Below are 16,587 nucleotides of genomic sequence, written 5' to 3'. Positions count from 1 at the left end.
CCCTCATCGTCGATTGGCAGAATGCGCGGCATGCCGGAAAAGCCAGCCTTGTATGTCGCCATCGTCGCCACAGCGTCCGGGGCGCTCTTCGGGGCTGGGACCTCCCTCGTCAACGATCTCTCGTCGGAGTACGGGACGTTCGGCCGCGGGCTCGCCGACTCCCCTTTCGTCCCGGCGCTGAAGGTGTCGAGCATCCTCTTCGACGCCGGGTGGTCATGGGCCGCGCCGGCCGTCCTGACGGGCTGGTACGCGGTGTGGCCAGACGCGGCGCCGAGCGCGCGGCACCGATCGGGGCGGCCTGCGGCGCGCTGGCCCTCCTGGGCGCATCGGTGGGGTACTTCTGCGCGGACGCCCCGCTGCGCCGCGAGCCACTGTCGAGCCATCTGGTCGAGATGGTCGTGTGGTCGATCGCGAGCCTCGTCCTCGGACCGCTACTCGGCGCCATCGGGTCGCAGGTCGTCCGGAAAGGCCTGATCGGGATGTTCGCGGGTCTGGCGGTGCCGGCCGGCGCGGTGGCGCAGACGCTGCTGCTGCGCGTCTCGGAGCCGGGGCGGACCGGCGCTCACACCACCGCGGAGGCCATCGTCTGCGTCGCGGCGGCGGCCGTCGCCGTGTTCGTTCTCGCCCGGACGCTCAGGGCTCGCAGGCTGATGGACGTCCCACCCGAACCCGGCGCGCGGACGCCGACGGCGGAGGCGCCGATTGCGCGGAGTGTAATGGATGATCACCTTGGGTAGCTGACCGGGGAAGGTCGTTCCTGGGAGGTCGTCATGTCCGTGCCGGGCGGTGGGTACGGAGACCGCGGAGCTCCTCCACCCGGAGGGCCGCCCTCTGAGGGGCCGCCTCCTGGGGCGCCGCCTCCGGGAGGTCCGCCGCCGCCCGGAGGGCCACCGCCTGGGGCGCCTCGTGGGCAGCCGCAGCCGGGAAGCACCAACGCCCTGGCCATCGTCTCGTTGATCCTCGGCATCACTTGGCTGGGCTGGCTCGGCAGCATCCTGGCGGTCATCTTCGGGCACGTGTCGCTCTCCCAGATCAAGAGGTCCGGCCAGAGCGGCAGGGGCATGGCGATCGCGGGCCTGGTCCTCGGCTATCTCGGCATCGTGATCGGGGCGGTCGTCGTCATCTTCCTGGTCGTATTCGCCAACGAGACGGCGGAGAAGCAGACCCGCGTCGTGCTGGAGGCCGAAGGCTCCGGCGGTGCGGCCCGCGCAGACATCGCCTATTCGTTCGGCCAGGACTCCGGGCAGGCCAACGGCCGGTCACTGCCGTGGCGCCAGACGGCGTCCCGGAAGATCAGCGGCTTTGACGTGGTTTCGCTCGACGTTCAGAACACAGGTGAGCGAGGCTCGGTCACCTGTCGCATCAGCGTGAACGGCAAGGTGGTCTCCAGTAACACATCCACCGGTCCTTATGCGGTCGCGGCCTGCTGGTCCGACCGCATGGGCTGACCGGATCGGAAGCACGGGACCTGTCAGCCGACAAGACTCGATACCGACCGCCTTCCTCTGTCAGGTGTCCGGTGCGAAGGGCTCTCGACCAGGCCGGGACGGGTGGCTATGGACGGTGGTGGCATGGAGGAGGCTCTCGCCTACCTCGCCGCAGGCCTGGTCGGTCTGTGGGGGATCTCGCATGCGATTCCCACCAGGGCGGTCGTCGCCGGGTTCGGTGAGATCAGTGAGGACAACCGAAGGGTGCTGACCCAGGAGTGGCTGGCCGAGGCCGTGTCCATGTGGTCGTTCGCCGTGCTGGTCATCGTGGTCACGGCGGTCGGCGGCGGGACGTCCGCCGCCGACTGGACCTACCGTGTCATCGCGGGGGCGCTCCTCGTCCTCGCGGCACTGACGACTCTCACCGGCGCCCGCACGCCGGTCGTCTGGTTCAAGATCTGCCCAGTCCTGCTGACCAGTTCGGCCGGGCTGCTGCTGGCGGCCAGCTCTGTCTGAACCAAGGGGATGAGTCGACCCTGAGTCCATGCGGGCGAATCAGGCGTTCTGGCGTTCGGCCCGCTCCCGGACCAGCTCCTCGACCGCGCTGGGGAGCGTGGTCTCGAAGTCGATGAGCTTCACCCAGATCGGGGTGACGACGATCCGGACCATGCCGTCGTAGAGCGAGCGGACCTCGGCCTCCCACTCGACGCGCTGCTCGGGCGTCATCTCGTAGCTGCCGTTCATCTGGAGGTACTCGTCCGGGATGCCGTCGACGACGTCGAGCTCGGCGCGTCCCCGGATGAGCAGGATCTTCGGCGGGTGCACCTCGGTGTCGATCGTCAGCGCGACCTCGGGACGCTGCCGCAGGTGGCGCAGTTTCGGGGCGTTCTTGCTGGTGCACAGGACGATCTGCGAGCCGTTCCAGGTAAACGCGATCGGCACGTTGCGGGGCGTGCCGTCCTCGGCGACATAGGCCAGGCGGGTCAGATCGCGGGCCAGCAGCTCCTGGCTGAACGGCCGGCTGAGGATCTCGTCGATCTCGTGCTGCTCCATGGTCATCGCTCCTTGGCTCGCGTCGTCGAGCGCCCCGTTCGCGGCCGCCCGTGCCCCTGGGACGGAGCCACCCCTCCCCTCTCGACATCCCCGGCCACGAAATCCCAGAACTTTCTGGAACCAGCCCGAACAGCGCCTGCCGACCAACCAGCGATGTGGGGCGACGTCCAGCACCGAACACGCCAACCGGACCCGCCGCGCCGCCCCGATGTCGGCTCGGCCGCGACGGCGGATGGACGCAGATAGACGCAGAAGGACTCGCATGTACCGGAGCAGGGCGAATAAGCGCGTGAACTCGTTTGGCGAATTCGGGCAACAACCCATCGCAACCACACGAAGGGACGCCATGACGCATCGAGATGGGCCCACCCCGTGACCGGCGCCGCCGCCGATCAGCGAACGGCGCGGGTCCTGAGCGACGCGGAGGTGATCCGGCACTCGCTGACCGAACCGGAGACCTTTTCGGTGCTGTTCGAACGGTACGGCAGCCAGATCCAGCAGTACGCGGCGCGACGGCTCGGCTGGCAGACGGCTGAGGACATCGTCGCCGAGACATTTTTCGTCGCGTTCCGGCAGCGCGCCTCCTACGACCTGGCGCAGCCGGTGGCGCGGCCTTGGCTGTACGGGATCGAGACCAACCTCATCGCGCGGCACCGGCGCACCGAGGAACGCATGTACCGGGCACTCCGGCGCACGGGACTCGACCCGCTCCCCGAGCCGCTCGCGGAGACCGTCGTCCGGCGGGTGGACGCGCAGGTCGAGGACCGCCGCCTGGCCGGGGTGATCGCGGCGCTCCACCGCCGCGACCGCGACGTGCTGCTGCTGGTCGCCTGGGCCGAACTCAGCTACGAGGAGGTCGCGGCGGCGCTGGACGTTCCCGTCGGCACCGTCCGCTCCCGCCTCAACCGGGCCCGCCGCAAGATCCGCGGGGCGCTCGGCGACGTGGATTCGATCGGAGAGGAGCACTGATGGACGAACTCACGAAGGTGCGGGAGTTCCGCAAGACCGTTCCGCCGATGTCCGCCGAAGCCGAGGAGTCGGTGCGGCGCGGCCTGCGCGCGCTGGCCGCCGCCGACGGCCCCGCCCCCCGGCCCGCAGGCGGGACCATCCGGGGCCGGATCAGACGCCCTGCCTTTGGACGGTTCACACCATGGGTCCTGTCGACCGGGGCGATCCTGGCAGCGAGCGCCGTGGCGGGCGTGGTCATCCTGCACGATTCCGACGGGCCGCCACGTCCGACACATGCCTCAACGGCGCTTCCCACCCCGGACGTCAAGCCGTTCCCTGACGTCCGGCTGGCCAGCGCGGTCGAACTGGGCTCACGCGCCGCCCATGCCGCCGAGCGGCAGCCGTACCGCAAACCCGGTCCCAAGCAGTGGGTCTACACGCGTGCGGTAAGCGCGGGCGGCTTCGACATGAGCACTTGGTGGAAGGGCGTCGACGTCAATTCCCGGATAACGTTCGAGGACTGGCACCGTGTCGACGGTGGCGGCCGGGCCCACTATTTCGGCGGCAAACTGCGCGTATTCCCCGCCGCCCCGTACGACCTGAAGAACCACACGAATGGACCGCTGTTCAACCTCGGCAACTACGACACGCTGCCCACGGCGCCCGGCGCACTCCTGCATCGCCTGTCCACGGCCCGGTATCCGACCCAGGTCGGCGAGACGTCCGCCGAGGACGTCTTCGAAACCATGGACGACATCCTCCGCGACCCGTCGCCGCCCAAGCTGCGAGCGGCCGTCTACCGTGCACTGCCCAAGGTCGAGGGCGTGACGCTGCGGAAGAACGTACGGGACGCCGCCGGCCGCCCAGGCGTCGCCTTCGCCCGCACCAACGACGTGGGCGAACAGACCAGCATCATCCTCGACCCCACCACCTACGCCTACCTGGGCTCTCGCGAGGACGTCGTGTACCCGCACACCTATAAGGGCGATGACGGCAAGCCGTACACGACGAAGCCGGGCACCGTCCTGTCGTGGTACGCGGAAGTGACCCAGAAGATCGTCGACCGCCCCGGCACCCGCACCTGAGATCGCGGACAACTCCAGCAGGCGCGACATGGGCTCTAGGGTTCCGCCGGTGGATGGCCAAGGTCGCCGAGGGTGTCCTTGAGCCGCTCTCGGGCGGCCTCGAGACGGGCCGTGTAGTCGGGCATGAAGATTTCCACCAGCGACTTGTCCAGCGTTCCGGAGATCCGGTGGATCGGTGACCACACGGCTCGGTCTTCGTTCACCAGCTTGGCGAACTCCTTGCTGCCCTCCATGCGGTCGAGCCAGTCGGAGAGCACCAAAGCCTGATCACGCGTAAGCCTGATGGTGAAGTCGTCCTCAGGCAGCAAGTCCATGCGTCACATCCATAAGCCAACGGCTCGCCACGCCTTGGCCACCGGCCACCAGCGCCGCCACATCCCGTCGCTACGGGCACCTCGATGAGGCTACCCGTCGAGTCCATGAGTGAGGGGCGGACAGAGAGAAGGAGAAACGGCCGCGCCAGGCAGGCGAGTCGGAGTGCCCTACGCGCAGACACAGGTGGCCGGAACGACACAGACTGCCAGGAGCGGCACGCCTGCGAGAGCGGGTGTCCTGGTGCCCAGCGTCAGGGCCCAGGACCGGCCCCGCCCTCGCGTCGATTCGGGTTTCGCCATAGATCGAAGGCGGGGCCGTCCGTGTTGTCCGGCGGGTTAGAGGTCCAGGTCTCCGCGCTTCACGCGGGTGACGAGTTGGGCGAAGCTCGCGGGGGAGAGGGTGAGGTGTCCGGTGTCGGGTGCCTTGCTGTCCCTGATGCCGCGTCCCTGCGGGAGGGCGGCCACCTCCACGCATTCGTTCCCGGACGCGTTGCTCCGGCTGGCCTTCCGCCATTCGATCACTTCATGGCCTCCATAATCCGTGCGACATGACTCCGTGAGGCAGATGCGGACAAGGCTTCCGAGCCTATGAGGTCGTAGCGCCTTACGAAGTCGTCAAGCATCGTGGGGTCGTGCGTCAGTCTGCCACCTGTGTTGGCTTCCATGTAGGCCGCGGACCAGTTTGCTCCGTTCAGGAGGGTGAACGAGCCGTCCAGGCCGATATGCCCGCCGACCTCGCGTGGCACAGTGCGAAGGATGACGTTTCGCCTGTGGCTGAGGGTCACCAGATGGGCGAGTTGTTGACGCATAACCTCCGCCCCGCCAACCGGTTGTTCCAGTGCCGCCTCGTTGAGCAGGACGCGCAGTTCAGGGGGCTTTTCGCGTTCGAGGATCACTTGCCTGGCCATGCGTGCGGCGACGGCTGCCTCGACGTCCTCGATGATCTGGCCGTCTTCGAGCAGGGCTCGGGCGTAATCCTCCGTCTGGAGTAGTCCGGGAATGATCGCGAGCGCCCAGTAGCTCACGCGGGATGCTTTTTCCTCCAGCGGGGTGTACTGGGACCACCAGCCGGGGTCGTGTGTTCGCTCAGCTAAGCGTCGAAGTCGGGCGAAATGCCCGCGAGCGCGCCAAAGCAGGTCCAAAGTTTCGGCGTGCTTCATGGGCATATTTTCGCGACCCGATTCCCAGTTCGAAACATGGGATTTCGTCACGCCGAGAAGGTCGCCCAGGGCTTCCTGTGTCATGTTCCGCTCCGTGCGCCATATTCGCAGGTCAGAGGCGAGCCAGTGCCAGTGGTTGTTATCCGGATCAAGCTCGTTCGCCGAGGTCATTCAAGATCCTTAAAGTACAGGTTGGTTGATTGAATGGTATTTACCGTATCGGGAGGCGGCAGTCTTTCGCCAGAGCCCAGTCGGCGAAAGGTGGCCCGGTGTGAATGTCATTCAGGGCAATTGGGACAAGCTTCCGTCAAAGGCGCCAAACGAATTCGCTCTCCGCTGGCGCGCGTATCCCGAGAGCGTGTATCTGACGCGTTCGCTTGTGACGCAGGCGTGTGAGGCGTGGGGGCTGGCGCGGCATGACTACGTGGGGCGCACGATCATGTCCGAGTTGGCGACCAACGCCGTGGTGCACGCCGTCGAGGGGCACGAGATCCAGGCGTGGGTCACGCTCTTGGACGGTGCCATCGAGTTCCGGGTGTGGGATCCGTCGCACGCTCCGCCGGTCGTGCCGACGGCCGATCCCGAGGCCGAGGGCGGCCGGGGCCTGATGGTGGTGCGGCTCCTGGCGACCGGCGGCTGCGGATACCGGCACGTCAACGGCGGTCGCGGCAAGGTCGTCTGGGCGCGGCTCGTCCTCTAGAACCCCCGCCCGTCCGGCGAGTGGCCGCACCCGACCCCCTGGGGTGCGACCGCGCTTCCCCCGCCTCGCCGGACGGGCGGGCTCAACGCCGGGTTTCCACTGGACTTTGCAAGCGGACCACAGTCCGGTAACGTCCCATGGCTAACCGGACCGTAGTCCTAATTTGTGAGGGGTACTGGCATGACCGCACTCATCACCCGCGACGAGCTGAAGGCAGCGATCGACGCGGGCTCCGTGACCGTCCTCGACACCCTGGGCGGCGAGTACTACGCCAAGCAGCACCTGCCCGGTGCGCTCGAACTGGTCCTGGCCGATGTCGACGCCCAGGCGCCGACCCTGCTGCCCGACCGCGGCGCCGCGATCGTCACCTACTGCTCCAACCCGGCGTGCGCCAACAGCGGACAGGTCGCCGATCGACTCACCGCTCTCGGCTACACCAACGTCCGCAAGTACCGCGAGGGCATCCAGGACTGGGTGGAGGCGGGCCTCCCGACCGAGTCCGCTTGACATGGCGTGGAGGGCAGAGCGCATGCCCTGCCCTCCACAGCAATACACACCTCCGGGATCAGCTACAAGGGACGGTGCCGACCGCTAGTTGCGGTAGCGGAAGACGATGCGGGCGCGGGTTACGTCGTATGGCGTGAGCTCCACCAGGACCCGGTCTTCCAGGTAGATCTTGATGAAGTTCTTGCGCATCTTGCCGCTGATGTGCGCGAGCACCCGGTGGCCGTTTTGCAGCTCCACGGTGAACATGGCGCTGCGGAGGCACTCGACGACCTTGCCCTCGACTTCTATGCCGTGTTTGTTCCTCATCGCACCAGCTCCAGGTTGCTGCCCACCTGCCGGGCCCCGATGTCCTCCAAGAGCGCTACGGCTGCTCGGTTGGACTCGTGGGCCTCGGCCCAGGCGGTGGTGAACCCGGAGTCGTGCAGTTTGCCCAGCGCGTGGGCCAGCAGTGCCCGCGCGATGCCGCGGCGCTGCTCGTCGGCACGGACCGCGATCAGCCCGATGCGCGGGCGGCGCACGGTCACCACCCGGATCAGGCCCAGGTAGCGGCCGGGCGCCGCGGCCGCCGCGTACTTCGACGGGTCGACGATGGTGTCGTCGCCCGGGTGGGGGAGCACCTCCGCGGGCATCGACTGCGACCATCCGACGGTCGACTCGACTTCGTCGCGGATGGCGCGGTCCACCTCCCGCAGCAGGTTCTCGTCCGCCTGACCGGCGGGCACGATCGTGACGCCCGGAGGCGGCAGGACTTTGTCGAGCCCGGTGACCTGCGGGTCGGTCGGCACGACGTACTCCCACTCGCGGCGCAGGGTGGTGAAACCGGCCCGCTGCCAGCGAGCCGTCAGTTCGACGTCGGCTTCATCGACCACCGTGTAGAGCGGCGCCGGCAGTTCCGCCAGCATCGCCTCGGCGAGTTGGTCGAAGATGGCGTCTTGCCAGGCGTCGATGCTGACGAACAGGCGTCCGTCGGGCCGGTGTTCGGCATATCCGCGACCGACCACCAGGTCGTCGTCCAGTGCATGCCAGTGCCTGTCCGCGACGCGCGTGGTCAGCACGGCGTTATCGCTCAGGCCGGATGTAGAAGGCTTTGCGTCCATCGGAGTCTCCTTCCAGGAGAGCCTCGATCTCAGGCGCTCCTGGCGACTCCGGACGTCAGTCGCCGGACCGTGACAGGCTGAGGGAGCACCCATGGGTGACTGTGTTCACGGGTCCTCACCTCCTTGCGACTTCTTCACGGTCGACCGCGAAGGTAGCAACGGAGCGTCGTCTCGCTCAAACCCTTTTTCACCTGCGTCGGGGCTCAACGAGGCTCTATTCGCGGGCGGCGACCAGAGCCGTGGGGGACGGTCTTGTAGCGGCGAGGGCGGTCAGGGCGGCGGTCGCGGGGGTGACGAGAAGGGAAGCCGTGGTCAGCAGGGCTAGGAGGGTCCAGGGGACGGAGAGGATGCGGACGCCTTGGGTCTCTGGGAAGAAGCCCGCCAAAGCCCCTGCCGCGACCAAAGCCCCCAAGGACAAGCCGATGAACGTGACGGCGGCCGACTCGATGGCGGCCATCCGGACGACCTGGGCGCGGGTCAGGCCGGTGGCGCGGGCGACGGCGAACTCGGTGCGGCGTTCGGCGGCGGCGATCACGACGGCGTTGATGACCGCGATGGCCGCGTACAGGCCGGACATGCCCATCAGGACGGCCATGATCCCCATGGTGCCGCGCTGCTGGTCCGCCACCCTGGCGTCGGCCCACTGGTGAAGGGTGCGCACCTCGCCGCCCTCGGCGGCGAGGATGCGTGCGGCGACCTCAGCCGGTGACATGCCGGGGGTGACCTGCACCAAGGTCTCGGTGGGCGCTTCCGCGAGCATCTCGGCGGGGACGAGGTCGCGCGGCACCAGGAAGTTGTCGCTGCCGTTCTCCAGGACTTCCGGCAGGCGCGCGACCGTGCGGAGCTTGACCTTGCGCGAGCCGATCCGTGCCGTGACGGTGCCGCTGCGGACGCCTTCGGCGGCCAGCCGGGGGCCGATCGCGATGGTGCGGCCGTGCAGCGCGTCCAGGGAACCGGAGCGGAGGGTGAGGCGGTGGGTGCGACGGTACGCGGCGGCGTCCACGGCGGTGATCCCCGAGTGATGGGTCTGCCGGTAGGAACGGCCTTCCACGCGGTGCCGGGACGTCACCGACATCTCCACCTGGCTCTGCGGGGACGCCAGTGCGACGCCCGGGACCTGCGGGATCCGGGCGGCGGCCGCCCCGTTCGAGGTGACCACCAGGTCGGCGGCGGTGGTCCGTTCGAGGTCCGCGCCGGTGGCCCGGGCCAGCGAGTTCAGCGCGCCGGTCAGGCCGACCAGCAGGCCGACCAGGACGATGAGCGGCGCGGCCGTCGAGGCGCTGCGCCGTACCGCGTCGCGCAGGTTCGCCTGCGCCAGTTCCCCGAGCACGCCGGCGCGCAGCACCGTCCCGAGCATCCGGCCGACCAGCGGGACGGCGAGGGGGCTCAGCGCGCTGAGCGCGATCGACCCGAAGACCGACACGGCCATGGCGATCAGCAGGGCACCGAGCAGGTCCGCGCCGTGCCCGGCCGTGACCAGCGCGACCGTCAGCGCGAGCGACGACACCCCGGACAGCCAGCGGCCGACGGTCATCACCCGGGCCGCGCGCGGGGCGTCCCGCAACGCGTCCAGCGGACGGACCCGGGCCGCCCGGTAGGACGCCGACAGGACCCCGAAGACCGCGACGCCGATCCCCACGCTCGGCGACAGCAGCAGGACCCCGGGGGACCAGTGCGCGGAGAAGTCACGCGGAAGCAGCCCGATCCAGATCAGCAACCGGGCCTGCGCCCACGTGCCCGGCACGCCCAGCAGAATGCCGAAGAAGCTCCCGACCAGCCCCAGCAGGAACGCTTCGCCCAGAAGCAGCCTCACCAGTTGGGGACGGCTTCCGCCGAGCATGCGCAGCAGGGCCAGGTCCTTGCGCCGCTGCTCCACGGCGAAGGCGAACGTCGAGCCCACGATGAACACCGCCAGGAACATCGCCAGCGGCGTGGCCATGCCGAGCAGTGTGGCGGCCCCGACGTACCCCTCCCGGATCTGCTCGGCCGTCCGTCCGGACGCGCCCGGCGGGATCTTCGGCTCGCCCGTCGAGACCAGCACGAGCACCGACGACTGCACCAGCGCCACGCCCAGCGAGACGGTCAGCAGGGCCCCGGCGAACAGCGGCCAGCGGTCCCGGACGGTGCCGGAGGAGATGCGCAGCACGCGTCAGCCCTCCAACCGTGTGAGCCGTTCGGCGACCTGCGCGGCGGACGGACGCGCCAGCCGGTCGGCGATCCGCCCGTCCGACAGGAACACGACCGCGTCGGCGCTCGCCGCCGCGACCGGGTCGTGGGTGACCATCACGACGGTCTGCCCGGCGGTGTCGACCATGCGGCGCAGCAGCCGCAGGACGGTGCGGGCCGAGCCGGTGTCCAGGGCCCCGGTGGGCTCGTCCGCGAACAGCACCGAAGGCCGCGTCGCCATCGCGCGCGCGATCGCCACCCGCTGCTGCTGCCCGCCCGACAGCTCGCGCGGACGGTGCCGCGCGCGGTCGGCCAGGCCCACTTCGGCGAGGGCGGCCCGCACGACCTGGCGCGACGGCCGGGCACCCGCGAGCTTCAGCGGAAGTGCGACGTTCTGCTCGGCGGTGAGCGCGCCGATCAGGTTGAAGTTCTGGAAGACGAACCCCACGGCGCGGCGCCGCAGCCCGGTCAGCGTCGCGTCGGTGGCATGGGTGACGTCCTGCCCGGCGAGCAGGACGCGCCCGGACGTCACCCGGTCCAGGCCCGCGGCGCAGTGCAGCAAGGTCGACTTTCCTGAGCCCGAGGGGCCCATCACGGCGGTCCACGAACCGGCGGGGAAGGTCACGCTGACGTCGGCCAGCGCCTGCACCCGCGCCTCGCCCGTCCCGTAATGCCTGCTCACCTGGTGCAGCTGCACCGGCGCGACCGGGACGGCGGGATGCGCGAGGGCGGGAGCCGTCATCGCAGGACCCGCAGGTCGATGCCGCGCGCCAGAGCCTGGTAGCCCGCGTCGTTGGGGTGCAGTCCGTCCTGGTACACGTACGAGAGGCGGGGACGGTCCGGGTCGGCGGGGTCGGACATGATGCGGTCGGCGTCCAGGACGGCGTCGTATGCGCCGCTGGTCCGGATCCAGTGGTTGACTGCGTCGCGCTCCTTCTCCACCTGCGGCGTCCACACCGGGAACAGGGCGCCCTTCATCGGCAGGATGGTCGTCCCGATGACGGTCAGGCCGCGGGCGCGGGCGGCGCGGACCAGTCGCCGCTGGGCGTCGATGACCTGCGCGGCGGTCGCCGGCCCGCCCGGTCGCAGGCACGGGTCGCCGGGGGTGACGCGGATGTCGTTGGCACCCAGGTGGACGATCACCGCTCGCACGCCGGGACGGTCCAGGACGTCGCGGGCGAACCGGGCGGTGGCCTTCTCCCCGGCGCATGCCGAGTCGTAGCGCAGCCGGTTCCCGCCGATGCCCGCGTTCACGACGGCGAGCGGGCTGCGGGCGGCGGCGAGGCGCTCGGCCAGCGCGTCCGGCAGCCGCGCGTCGGCACCGGGCGCGGCTCCGACCCCGTCGATGAGCGAGTCCCCGAAGGCGACCACCGTGCCCCCGCCGGTTCTGTTGTTGCCGTTGGTGATCTCTACGCCGGTCAGGTAGTACAGCGCGTCGGTCGAGGTGGTGTAGGCGTCGGCGCCCACGTCGGACAGGTGGTCGCCGGAGGCGCGGTAGGCGGGCTGGGTGGTGAAGCGGTGGAACGTCGCGGGTCCCGTCGAGCCGGGGAACCGCAGCGTGACCGCGAGCTTCTCCAGCGGCGCGGTGGCCAGCGGCACCGGATCGCTGGCGATCTCGCCGCCCGGTGTCACGGTGGCGGACCGTGCCCCGGCGAAGCTCAGCGGCACCGTGGTTCCCGGCCACGCCTGGGCGCCGCCCGCCGACCGGGCGACGGCCGCACCGGCGACCCGCAGCGGCCGGGTCCCGTACCGGTTGGACAGCCGGATCCGCACCTTCGTCCCGCCCGCACTCAGCCGGACGACCTGGCGCAGCGAATGGTCGCCGAAGCCTTCCACCGACCAGTTCGGCCCCTCGTCCTCGCCGCCGGCGATCGGACGCTGCATCGCCGCGCCCCAGCTCTGCGACCAGCCCGTGGTCTTGAAGGACGCCGCCCGCTGGGACGCAGGCCCGTATGACACAGGCTGTGCCGCGGCGGGAGCGGGACGGGGCCAGACGTATCCGAGCCCGCCGACCAGGGCAGCGGCGGTGAGGCCGGCAAGGGGCGCGGCGACCCGGGCGGGAAGCTTTCGTATCATGCTTCGATCCCACCGCCGGGGCCCCGCCGAGCGCATCACGGTGGTCCACCAACTTGGAGGTATGGCTGGCACTACCTCGGCGTTCGTCCGGGCCGGGCAGGCGGCGGGGTCGGTTACCGTACGCCTGTGCCGAACGACCCGCCGCCCACCCCGTCGGCCACCCCGTCGGCCACCCGGTCGGCCACTCCTCCGCCCGCCCCGCCGCCCACTCTGCTGGCCGCGATGGGACGCCGCGGGTTCCTCCTGACGGCCTGGCCCTGGCGCGCCGCCGGCTACCTGCTCTCGACCGTGCCGGTCGTGGTCGCGGCAGGCCTGCCGCTGGTACTGCTCGGCATGCCGCTGCTCCTGGCCGCCACCTCGGACGCCGCCCTCGGCGAGCGGGCGCTGCCGGCCGCCATCGGCCTCCTGCTGATCGCCGGGCTCGGTCCGGCGGCGACCATCCCGCTGACCGGGCTGGAACGGCGACGGCTCCGGCTGGTGGACGTCCGTCCGGCGGGCCCCGGGCATCGGCGGCCGCCCGAGCATGGCGTTCTGCCGTGGTTCCGCACTCGCTACACAGAGCCGGTCACCTGGCGCGCGCTCGGCTACTTCCTGCTGCTGTCCGCCGCCGTTCCCGTCCTGTACGCGGCGCTGATGTCCGTGCTGGCCTTCCAGTTCGGCGCCGTGGCCGCCCCGCTGATCCTGCTCGGCGGCGACGGCCCGATGGTGCTCGGTCCGGTGCGGCTCGCCACTCCGGCGGACGCGCTGCCCTATGCGGTCGCGGGGCTGGTGCTCCTGCCCGCCGTCCCGTACCTGCTGTCCCTGGCCGCCGCCGCGCAGGGCGCGCTCGCGCGGGCGCTGCTGCGCCACGGCTCCGGGGAACGGCTCCAGGCCGAGCTGGTCGAGGTGGCGCGCTCCCGGGCCCGGCTGGTCGACGCGTTCGAGGCGGAGCGCCGCCGCATCGAGCGCGACCTGCATGACGGCGCCCAGCAGCGGCTGCTCTCACTCACCCTGAAGCTCGGGATCGCCCGCGTGGACCTGCCGCCCGGGTCCCCGGCGGCCGACAGCGTCGCGGACGCCCATGACGAGGCCAAACGGCTCATGACCGAGCTGCGGGAACTCGTCCACGGCATCCATCCCCGCGTCCTCACCGACCGGGGCCTGGCGGCGGCGCTGGGCGAGCTGGCCGACCGGTCCCCGCTCGCGGTCACCGTCGAGGCCGACCTGCCCGGGCGGCCGCCCCGCCAGGTCGAGAGCACGGCCTACTTCGCCGCCGCCGAGGCGCTCACCAACGCCGCCAAGCACAGCGGCGCCGACCGGGCCGCGGTGGTCGCGCGCGTAACCGGCGGCGTCCTCACCGTGGAGGTCACCGACGACGGCGCGGGCGGCGCCGACCCGGCCCGGGGCACCGGGCTGACCGGCCTCGCCGACCGGGTGGCGGTCATCGACGGCAGACTTCTCGTGTCGAGCCCCGCCGGGGGCCCGACCCTCGTCCGTGTGGAGCTCCCTTGCGAACCGATCCGACCGCCGTCCGGGTAGTCCTCGCCGAGGACGGCGTCCTGCTCCGGGAGGGGCTGGCCGGGCTGCTGGCCAGGTTCGGCTTCGGCGTCGTCGCCGCCGTCGACGACGCCGAGGCCCTGCTCGCGGCCGTCGCCGAGCACCGGCCCGACCTCGTCGTCACCGACATCCGGATGCCGCCGGACTTCTCCGACGAGGGCCTGCGCGCCGCCGTGCGGCTGCGCCGCGCCGACCCGGGTCTCGCGGTGGTGGCGCTCAGCCAGTACGTCGAGCTGAGCTACGCCGCCGACCTGCTGGACTCCGGCGACGGCCGCCGGGTCGGCTATCTGCTCAAGGACCGGGTGGTGGACGTCGCCGACTTCGTCGCCGCGCTGCGCCAGGTGCTCGACGGCGGGACGGTCGTGGACCCCAAGGTCATCCGGCAGCTCCTCGGCCGCCGCCGGGACCCGCTCGCGGCGCTGTCCCCGCGCGAGCACGAGGTGCTCGCCCTGATCGCCGAAGGGCACTCCAACGCCGCCATCGCCCGGCGGCTGGTCGTCACCGACGCGACCGTGGGCAAGCACGTCCGCAGCATCCTGGCCAAGCTCGACCTGCCCCAGACCGACGACACGCACCGCAGGGTCCTCGCCGTCCTGACCTACCTCCGCGGCCGTCCCCCCACCGCAGACCCCGGATGAGCCCCTGCGCCCGGGGACGTCTCGGCAGTGCCGCCGAAACTCCGGGTGCGTCCGGCGGGACGAGGTGCGCCGCCCCGGTGGTGCGCCCACCCCCGGCCTCGCTTCCATCGACGGCCTCACCGCAGCCCCCCACCATCGCCGCGGCCGGGCCGCCGACGGCCGGGCTCATGGTCCTCGGGCTTCTGCCCGTGGTCTGAGGCGGCCGGTCGGCGGTCGTGGTTCCGGCTGGTCAGACGCTGTGAGCGGGGGTTCCTGCCGACAGGTCCGGCGCTCCCGCGTCCTCGGGAACGGGCTGGTCGTCGGCGACAGTCCCGTCCTCGGCGACGGGCTGGTGCTCGGGGCGCGGGGTGTTCATCAGGATGCCGACGATCAGCGCACCGACGATCATGATCCCCGCGGACCAGGCGCCGGCCGCCCCGAAGCCCTCCACCAGTGCCCGCTTGGCGACGTCCGGGCTGATGCCGTGCCGGGCGTGCGTGGCCAGGTAGTCCGCGGTGGCGCTGGTGGCGATGGTGTTGAGCAGCGCGATGCCGATCGAGCCGCCGATCTGCTGCGCGGTGTTGACGCTCGCCGAGGCGATGCCGGAGTCGCCCTGCTCGACGCCGTGGGTGGCGTAGTTGAGGGCCACGGGCATGATCATGCCCGCTCCGAAGCCGAGCAGGAGCTGCGCGACCAGCACGCCGGACGTGTAGGAGGTGCCGGGGTCCAGGGTGAGCGTCCAGAGCATGCCGCAGGCGCTGATGAGCATGCCGGGGACGATCAGCGCACGCGGCGGGACGCGGGGCAGCATCCGGGTGGTGAGCCCGCCGGCCGACACCAGCACCGCCGTGGTCATCGGCAGGAAGCCCACGCCCGTCCTGATCGGGGAGTACCCCTTGACGACCTGCATGAAGTAGGTCAGGAAGAGGAACGCCCCGAACATGCCGATGACGGCCATGCCGACGGCGAGGTAGGCGCCGCCGCGGGTGCGGTGGGCGACGACGCGCAGCGGCAGCAGCGGCTGCGCCACGCGGCTCTCGATGAGGGCGAACACGGCGAGCAGCGCCGCGCCGGCCGCCAGCAGGCCGATGACCTTCGCCGAGTCCCAGCCGTCGGACTCGGCGCGGCTGGTGCCGTAGACGATCGCGACCAGGCCGCCGGTGACCGCCAGCACGCCGGGGACGTCGAAGCGGGCCCGGCCCGGGCGCCGCGACTCGGTGAGGATGGCGAATCCGCCGACCGCCGCGACCGCCGCGATCGGGATGTTGATGTACAGGCACCAGCGCCAGTCCAGGTAGTCGGTCAGCGCTCCGCCGGCCAGCAGCCCGATCGCGCCGCCCGCGGCGGCGATGGCGCCCCAGATGCCGAACGCCTTGGCGCGCTCCTTCGGCTCGCTGAACGTCACGGTGAGCAGCGACAGCGCGGACGGACCGAGCAGTGCGCCGAACCCGCCCTGGAGGGCGCGGGCGGCCAGCAGCAGTTCGAAGTCGGACGCCGCGCCGCCGAGCGCCGACGCGCCGGCGAAACCGAGCAGGGCGATCAGGAAGACCCGCTTGCGGCCGGTGTAGTCGGCGATCCGGCCGCCGAGCAGCAGCAGGCTGCCGAACGCCAGCGTGTACGCGGTGATGATCCACTGCCGGTCGCCGTCGGAGATCTGCAGGTCGCGCTGGATCGAGGGCAGCGCGATGTTCACCACGGTGCCGTCCAGAATGATCATTAGCTGGGCCAGGCCGATGAACAGCAGCGCGGCCCAGCGGCGCGATGCGGTCGGCGGGGGCGCCTTGGTGGTCGCCATGACTTCGTCCTCACTCGTGGAGGGGAGTGCCGCGCGGATCGTCCGCGGGCTTCCTGACGCACACAAGACACCGGCGGCCCCGTCCGTCTGACAGGCCGCTCGTGTG

At 71.0% G+C, this 16,587-nt stretch carries 19 protein-coding genes; 9 read left to right on the top strand and 10 right to left on the bottom strand.

Going from position 1 to position 16,587, the window contains the following annotated elements; genetic code table 11:
- Positions 1–254 precede the first annotated feature (254 nt).
- From K4S16_RS18945 to K4S16_RS18935, 3 genes are all read left to right on the top strand, one after another.
- Entirely contained in the window at positions 255–737 is a 483-nt protein-coding gene (locus K4S16_RS18945; protein WP_149260310.1) for a DUF6518 family protein, read from the top strand.
- A gap of 33 nt (positions 738–770) precedes the next feature.
- Complete coding sequence (locus K4S16_RS18940; protein WP_149260309.1) at positions 771–1,448, top strand: MmpS family transport accessory protein; 678 nt, start codon at positions 771–773, stop codon at positions 1,446–1,448.
- A gap of 123 nt (positions 1,449–1,571) precedes the next feature.
- On the top strand, positions 1,572–1,943 hold the full coding sequence (locus tag K4S16_RS18935) for a hypothetical protein (RefSeq protein WP_149260308.1): 372 nt from the start codon (positions 1,572–1,574) through the stop codon (positions 1,941–1,943).
- A 39-nt stretch (positions 1,944–1,982) separates the two neighbouring features.
- Here the strand turns inward: K4S16_RS18935 and K4S16_RS18930 are convergent, their stop codons facing one another.
- A complete protein-coding gene (locus K4S16_RS18930) occupies positions 1,983–2,480 on the bottom strand; it encodes a pyridoxamine 5'-phosphate oxidase family protein (RefSeq protein ID WP_149260307.1) in 498 nt (165 codons plus the stop codon).
- Between the two features lie 372 nt (positions 2,481–2,852).
- Here K4S16_RS18930 and K4S16_RS18925 point away from each other — a divergent pair, with 372 nt between their 5' ends.
- Positions 2,853–3,449, top strand: coding sequence for an RNA polymerase sigma factor (locus K4S16_RS18925; RefSeq protein ID WP_200841969.1), 597 nt, complete (start codon positions 2,853–2,855; stop codon positions 3,447–3,449).
- Positions 3,450–3,496: 47 nt separating this feature from the next.
- Positions 3,497–4,513, top strand: coding sequence for a CU044_5270 family protein (locus K4S16_RS18920; protein WP_149260306.1), 1,017 nt, complete (start codon positions 3,497–3,499; stop codon positions 4,511–4,513).
- A gap of 35 nt (positions 4,514–4,548) precedes the next feature.
- Here K4S16_RS18920 and K4S16_RS18915 read toward each other — a convergent pair whose 3' ends face one another.
- The 3 genes from K4S16_RS18915 to K4S16_RS18905 form a co-directional block, all read right to left on the bottom strand.
- Positions 4,549–4,827, bottom strand: a complete 279-nt coding sequence (locus K4S16_RS18915) for a hypothetical protein (protein WP_149260305.1) — start codon at positions 4,825–4,827, stop codon at positions 4,549–4,551.
- 336 nt (positions 4,828–5,163) lie between these two features.
- The gene (locus K4S16_RS18910; RefSeq protein WP_149260304.1) at positions 5,164–5,349 is read right to left on the bottom strand and encodes a DUF397 domain-containing protein; all 186 of its coding nucleotides are present in this window, start codon (positions 5,347–5,349) and stop codon (positions 5,164–5,166) included.
- Positions 5,346–6,158 (bottom strand): helix-turn-helix transcriptional regulator, encoded by an 813-nt coding sequence (locus K4S16_RS18905; RefSeq protein ID WP_149260303.1) that lies wholly within the window; start codon positions 6,156–6,158, stop codon positions 5,346–5,348. The genes K4S16_RS18910 and K4S16_RS18905 overlap by 4 nt, the downstream gene beginning before the upstream one ends.
- A gap of 100 nt (positions 6,159–6,258) precedes the next feature.
- Here K4S16_RS18905 and K4S16_RS18900 point away from each other — a divergent pair, with 100 nt between their 5' ends.
- The gene (locus K4S16_RS18900; protein ID WP_268843258.1) at positions 6,259–6,687 is read left to right on the top strand and encodes an ATP-binding protein; all 429 of its coding nucleotides are present in this window, start codon (positions 6,259–6,261) and stop codon (positions 6,685–6,687) included.
- 180 nt (positions 6,688–6,867) lie between these two features.
- Positions 6,868–7,194, top strand: a complete 327-nt coding sequence (locus K4S16_RS18895) for a rhodanese-like domain-containing protein (RefSeq protein ID WP_149260301.1) — start codon at positions 6,868–6,870, stop codon at positions 7,192–7,194.
- A gap of 84 nt (positions 7,195–7,278) precedes the next feature.
- Here the strand turns inward: K4S16_RS18895 and infA are convergent, their stop codons facing one another.
- From infA to K4S16_RS18870, 5 genes are all read right to left on the bottom strand, one after another.
- Positions 7,279–7,500 carry a translation initiation factor IF-1 gene (gene infA / locus K4S16_RS18890; protein WP_149260300.1) on the bottom strand — a complete coding sequence of 74 codons (222 nt, stop codon included), beginning with the start codon at positions 7,498–7,500 and terminating at the stop codon, positions 7,279–7,281.
- Positions 7,497–8,291: an N-acetyltransferase gene (locus K4S16_RS18885; protein ID WP_149260299.1), complete on the bottom strand. Its 795-nt coding sequence runs from the start codon at positions 8,289–8,291 to the stop codon at positions 7,497–7,499. The genes infA and K4S16_RS18885 overlap by 4 nt, the downstream gene beginning before the upstream one ends.
- A gap of 214 nt (positions 8,292–8,505) precedes the next feature.
- Entirely contained in the window at positions 8,506–10,437 is a 1,932-nt protein-coding gene (locus K4S16_RS18880) for an FtsX-like permease family protein (protein WP_149260298.1), read from the bottom strand.
- A gap of 3 nt (positions 10,438–10,440) precedes the next feature.
- Positions 10,441–11,199: an ABC transporter ATP-binding protein gene (locus tag K4S16_RS18875; RefSeq protein WP_149260297.1), complete on the bottom strand. Its 759-nt coding sequence runs from the start codon at positions 11,197–11,199 to the stop codon at positions 10,441–10,443.
- Positions 11,196–12,533, bottom strand: a complete 1,338-nt coding sequence (locus K4S16_RS18870; RefSeq protein ID WP_149260296.1) for a GDSL-type esterase/lipase family protein — start codon at positions 12,531–12,533, stop codon at positions 11,196–11,198. Before K4S16_RS18870 ends, K4S16_RS18875 begins: the two co-directional genes overlap by 4 nt.
- Before the next feature lie 126 nt (positions 12,534–12,659).
- Here K4S16_RS18870 and K4S16_RS18865 point away from each other — a divergent pair, with 126 nt between their 5' ends.
- Both K4S16_RS18865 and K4S16_RS18860 read left to right on the top strand, forming a co-directional pair.
- Positions 12,660–14,051, top strand: a complete 1,392-nt coding sequence (locus K4S16_RS18865; protein WP_235036913.1) for a sensor domain-containing protein — start codon at positions 12,660–12,662, stop codon at positions 14,049–14,051.
- Complete coding sequence (locus tag K4S16_RS18860; protein ID WP_149260295.1) at positions 14,021–14,707, top strand: response regulator transcription factor; 687 nt, start codon at positions 14,021–14,023, stop codon at positions 14,705–14,707. Before K4S16_RS18865 ends, K4S16_RS18860 begins: the two co-directional genes overlap by 31 nt.
- 229 nt (positions 14,708–14,936) lie before the next feature.
- Here K4S16_RS18860 and K4S16_RS18855 read toward each other — a convergent pair whose 3' ends face one another.
- A complete protein-coding gene (locus tag K4S16_RS18855) occupies positions 14,937–16,481 on the bottom strand; it encodes an MFS transporter (protein ID WP_149260294.1) in 1,545 nt (514 codons plus the stop codon).
- Between the last annotated feature and the right edge of the window lie 106 nt (positions 16,482–16,587).

Source organism: Actinomadura sp. K4S16 (genome assembly GCF_008327685.1).
Taxonomy (GTDB): domain Bacteria; phylum Actinomycetota; class Actinomycetes; order Streptosporangiales; family Streptosporangiaceae; genus Spirillospora.
The sequence above is the reverse complement of the archived record's forward strand: the minus strand, read 5'-3'. Positions and strand labels throughout refer to the sequence as shown.